We start from the raw sequence: 5,368 nt of genomic DNA on the forward strand, positions 1-5,368 counted from the left end.
AGATTCCTTGGCTGGTCCACATCACACCCCAGCAGGTTTGCTATCTGATAGGAAAGCAGCTGCAAAGGAATTACGTACAGAAGCGGATTCAATTCCTCGTGCATCTTCGGCAGATACAGAACATGGTCGGTAATTCGTTTCAATCCGCGGTCGCCTTTGGTTCCCACGAGTATTAAGCGTCCATTACGCGCTTTTACCTCTTCAACATTGGAAATGACCTTTTCATAGACACTGTCCTTGGGCACCAGGGATAACACCGGCATATCCCGATCGATCAGGGCGATAGGTCCGTGCTTCATCTCGCCTGCCGCATAACCCTCGGCATGGATATACGAAATCTCCTTGAGTTTGAGCGCCCCTTCCAGGGCAATGGGAAAATTCACCCCACGGCCCAGATACAGAAAATCCCGCGCCCGTGAAAACTCTTCGGCAATGATATCGGTTTCCTGCTGAAGCTTTGGAAGTTCCTTTTCGATGAGCACCGGCAATTCCATTAACGCATGACCCATTTCCTCAGAATACTTCGAATCAACAGTGCCTTTTACCTGACCGAGATAAAGCGCCAGCAGGAAAAGCGCGGTTAACTGACTGGTAAATGCCTTGGTCGAAGCAACGCCGATTTCCGGCCCGGCATGGGTATAAATTGTTCCGTGGGATTCCCGGGTGATGGTGCTGCCGACAACATTACAAATCGATATGACCTTGGCCCCGAGTTTTTTTGCAAGGCGTAAGCCTGCCAGGGTATCGGCGGTTTCGCCGGATTGAGATATGGGGATAACCATTACAGTTTCATCCAGCAGGAGTTTGCGGTAGCGGAACTCCGAGGCAATATCCACATCCACCGGAATCAACGCAAATTTCTCAAGCCAGTATTTGGCAACAAGCGCCGCATGCCATGAAGTGCCACAGGCAACAAGGGAAACGCGCTTTATCTTTTTCAACTGCGCAGGGGAAAGACCAATCTCGGGCAGGGATACACGGCCGCTCTCAGGATCAATCCGACCCCGGAAAGTATTGAGGATCGCCTGGGGCTGCTCATAGATTTCCTTGAGCATGAAATGCCGGTATCCGGCCTTTTCCGCCATTCCGGCATTCCAGTTGATCTCCTGAACCTCCTTCTTGACCGGCTTTCCGGATGCCAGGCTGAAGACATTCAATTCATTTTCCTTAAGAACCGCCATTTCCTGGTCCTCAAGGAAGATCATTTTTCGTGTATAGGGAAGTAAGGCCGGGATGTCTGAGGCCATAAAACTGCCGCCGGATTCAACAAAACCCAAAACCAGGGGGCTTTGATTTCTCACCGCGATAAGCGTATCCGGCTGCTCCGACCAGAGTACGCCCAGGGCATAAGAGCCCACCACTTTTTTTAAGGCCTTGCGCACCGCAGATACCAGATCATCCTTGAGATACTCTTCAATCAAATGGGCAAGCACCTCTGTGTCCGTGTCTGAAGTAAATGTATGGCCTTTTTTCTTTAAATTCTCGCGTAGCGAATGGTAATTTTCAATTATGCCGTTATGCACAACAACAATGCGCCCTGAACAATCGCTGTGAGGATGCGCGTTTTCTTCGGTTGGCGGGCCATGGGTCGCCCATCTGGTATGCCCAAGCCCAATATGGCTGCCGGCATCCCTTACCTTGTCAAGGAGTTCTTCCAGGTTCGAAAGTTTTCCTTTGCACCGGTGCTTTTCGAGCTTCCCATCATGAATATGAACCAGCCCGGCAGAGTCATAGCCCCGGTACTCAAGCTTTTTCAGCCCCTCAAGAATAATCGGCACAACCCGCCGCGGCCCGACATATCCAACAATCCCGCACATAACTCACCTCTGCTTAGCGTTATTCCTGTAAACGAAGTTAAAAATTAACCGCTGAAAAATCAAACCGTCCTCCTCAGCAATGGAAGTGCAATTTAGTGAATAACTTTCTTTTGCTTTCCCACAGAATTACCGTTATTTTCCCCTGGATTTATCTTTCCACCTCAAAGCCTTGAGCTTCAAACTTCCGGCCCTATACGCTTTCAGGTTTCACTTTTTCTCTTCACCATAAGTATATTGATCATAATAATATCCGGAAAGTTTCGAACCGAGCTTGCTCTCTTCATAGGCGTTAAAGACAATTCCTATTACTTTTTTCCTGCCCAGGCTTTCAATCAACTCCTTGGCCTGTTCCCGCCCGGCAACACCCCACCGCACCACCAGGACTATAGCATCGACAAATTTGGCCAGAACCATGGTTTCGGATGCCGCATACATGGGAGGTCCGTCGAGCAGGACATATCGGTCGCCATAGCGATTGACCACCTCTTCTATCAGGGAAACCATCTTCTCGGAGCCGATAACTTCAGCAGGATTGACCGGCGGACGACCACTGGGAATAATTGATAATTTATCTAAACTGGTCTTTTTGATTAAATGGGAAATATCTTTTCCGTCCATGAGATGGTCAACAACCCCGATATCATTTTTCAAGCCGAACATGCCGGCAAGGGTGGGCCTTCTCAAATCGCAGTCAACCAGCAGGGCATGCTGCTCTAGACCCGTTGCAAGAGTAACTCCAAGATTTGCACAGACAAAACTCTTACCTTCCCCGGGCGCAACGCTTGTAACCAGAATAACCCTTGGAGGCCTGCCTTCCTGTGGATGAAGTATCTTAGTCCGCAATCTTCTGAAATTTTCAGAAATTTCCGAGCGTGATTCATTGGCTGCCAACAGTTTCTCATTCCACAGTAACCGTTCCGCTCCGTGGCTTACCTCTGAGGCCTTACCCAGATCCGCCTCAAGATCTGCCAGCATCGCATCACTTCCTGAATTTTCTTCTTTGAGCGCCTTTTTCAGCGCCTCATGAACCTTCCCCAAAATATCACTCCGCTATAATTTTTTCTGCAATAACCGCCTGGTTGACAATTTCGTCTCAGCAGCTCAATACCGACTTCAGCCGCCCCCAGACCCCATTCCTGCCATTTAATTCCTGGCCCCGGACTTCCGGCATAAATAATTGTAATTCTTTTGCACATTCACAAATAACATCCTCGGTAATCACCCGTTTATTCTCCGCCAGACCCGTCATTAATGCTCTGTCGCATAATACATTGATTGCTCGGGGGATGCCTTTGCTTAATTTGTGGATGAGTTCTATGGCCTCATCCGTAAAAAGATCGAGTTGCTGACCGCCGGCCCGGAGAAGGCGTAATCGGATATAATATTCCGTTTCGCCTGATGGATAAGGCTCCAGGTTAAAACTTAAGGTTATTCTCTGACGTAACGGCAAAAGTCTTTTCTGGTCAAGATATTCATTCAGCTCGGGTTGACCGACTAGAAATATACTCAATATATGCTGATCCTGATTGGAAAGAAGACGGATCTCTTCGATAAGTTCTATCGGCAGAAGGTGAGCTTCATCAACAACCAGGAGCACCTGCTGCTTCTTTTCCCAGCATTTTTCAACAAATCCTTCAAAATTCTTTAAAAATTTACCCTTATTACCATCATATATCTCCAAAGAATACTCTGAAGAAAGATAATAATAAAAATCATCAATTGATAATCTGGGATTTGAAATAGTGCAGACATGAACGTTTTTGCTGACAGTTTTCATCAGCAATTTCAAGAGGGTTGTTTTGCCCGTGCCCACCTCGCCGGTAAGAAGGATAAAGCCTTTCTTGTCAAGCACTCCATACCGCAACACCGCAAGCGCTTCTTTATAGCCCTCACTCATATAGACCATATTCGGGTCCGGAGTTATATCAAACGGCTTTTTGCTGAAGCCGAAATACTTTTCATACATAGATTCTTATAATCGATCAGTTTAGAGAGGGTCATCTCTTTGGTTTGTGACATGAATCTAAAAAAATCATTTTCCCAGTTTACAGCCCATAGGCCGCAAACTGAATGCCTTCAGCACAGCCGGATATTTTTTTTGACGGTGGCGGATTCCGGTCATTCCTCACTATATGATAATAAGTCCTTGCAGGTAAAGATATGCCATGCCTCCGCCAATGGCCAGCACAGTGATTATGAAAAGAACGGTCCAGAGAATCGAAAACACTATTTTTCTCTTTTTGTCCTTATCACTCTGAATAACAGGAATAGCACAAATAACCGGTAGCCCAAGAAAGTCTTCCACCTCCCCTGCATCCTTAAAAGAAGTATCAAAAAACTCAAGGCAAAAGACAATACCAAAACCAACGCCGAGCCCACAGACAACAGCCATGAGCAATACTTTCCTGAAATCCGGGTTAATCGGCTTTTCCGGGTAATATGCCGGATCAACGATTTTAAACTGGCTTCCCTTTTGACGACGCTCAAGACTCTCCGCCGAATCCGCCTCAAGGCCCCGGGCAACCAGGCCTTCATAATGTTTTTTAAGCTCATTATAGTCGCGGGTTAAGGACGACCACTCAGCTTCCCGGATCGGGGCTGCGGTCGCCCACTGCTGGTATTGTTCAATCTGTTGGCGAATAGAAACTCTTTCGTTTTTCAATCTCTCTATGTTAAACTCAATCTCCTTTAACTGGAGTCCCAATTGCTCAACCGGCTTATCACCTCGGGAAAGATCTACGACAGGGGTCTCTTCTCCTTCTGGTCCGGAGACAGGTGCCGTCTCTTTCTCAAGCATTTCAAGTTGCCGCTTTAATCTTTTTATATCAGGATGTTCCTCGGTGTATTTGGCCCGCAAAGACTCAAGGTTCTTTTTTAAAATTTCTCTATTCTGCTCGGCATCTCGACCGAGCTCCATCTTAAACGGATCTCCCCCGGAATTTATTTTGCTGGCAGCCAGATTTTCTATCATGTCCTTTCTGAAAGTTATCTGTTCCTGAACCAACAACCGTGTATGCTCCAAACTCTGTACATTTGTCTGATTGTTCTGATATTGCTCCTGAAGGGCATTTAATCGTGTCGTATTGATAGGCAGCTGCTCCGGCAATTCATTATAATGTTTCAACTTATAATCCCGCATCACCGCCTCTTTTTTATCCAAACCCTCCTTTGCCATGCGTAATTCATCCTGCACATACGCTGAGGTTTCGGTTGCGCGCTCTTCGCGGAAACGAAGGTTTTCCTCGATAAATTTTGCGGCAAGGGCGTTGGTTACGAATTGGACTTTCTTGGGATTACTTCCCTTATAGCTCACACGAAAAATATCCCCTTGCTTCTCCGGTGTTACCTGAATATCCTCACTGCGCATCCTGAAAATCACGTCCTCCATGGGAAGATTCTTGCGTTGCTCCGGGTAGAGATCATAGCGTTTTACCACTTCCTCGAGACTTGTCCTGCTGGTAACCTGAAGACTCACGTTATGGACCATTTCTTCCGTTCTTTTTTTCAGATCAGGAGAGAATTTTGATGGATTTATCTGCTGCTGCTGATAC

At 46.9% G+C, this 5,368-nt stretch carries 4 protein-coding genes; all 4 read right to left on the bottom strand.

Annotated features, from left to right (window positions below):
• Window positions 1-1,817: glutamine--fructose-6-phosphate transaminase (isomerizing) (gene glmS, locus KKE17_12615; protein MBU1710839.1), on the bottom strand; the 1,817-nt coding region annotated here is incomplete at its 3' end.
• A gap of 207 nt (window positions 1,818-2,024) precedes the next feature.
• Complete coding sequence (locus tag KKE17_12620; protein MBU1710840.1) at window positions 2,025-2,855, bottom strand: CpsD/CapB family tyrosine-protein kinase; 831 nt, start codon at window positions 2,853-2,855, stop codon at window positions 2,025-2,027.
• 55 nt (window positions 2,856-2,910) lie between these two features.
• Window positions 2,911-3,783 carry an AAA family ATPase gene (locus tag KKE17_12625; GenBank protein MBU1710841.1) on the bottom strand — a complete coding sequence of 291 codons (873 nt, stop codon included), beginning with the start codon at window positions 3,781-3,783 and terminating at the stop codon, window positions 2,911-2,913.
• Between the two features lie 162 nt (window positions 3,784-3,945).
• The coding region (locus tag KKE17_12630) for a hypothetical protein (protein MBU1710842.1) at window positions 3,946-5,368 on the bottom strand (1,423 nt) is incomplete at its 5' end.

The organism is Pseudomonadota bacterium, from assembly GCA_018823135.1.
Lineage (GTDB): Bacteria > Desulfobacterota > Desulfobulbia > Desulfobulbales > CALZHT01 > JAHJJF01.

Coding starts and splice junctions, on each gene's coding strand:
- KKE17_12625 (MBU1710841.1), bottom strand. CDS start 3,783: ATGTATGAAAAGTATTTCGGCTTCAGCAAAAAGCCGTTTGATATAACT.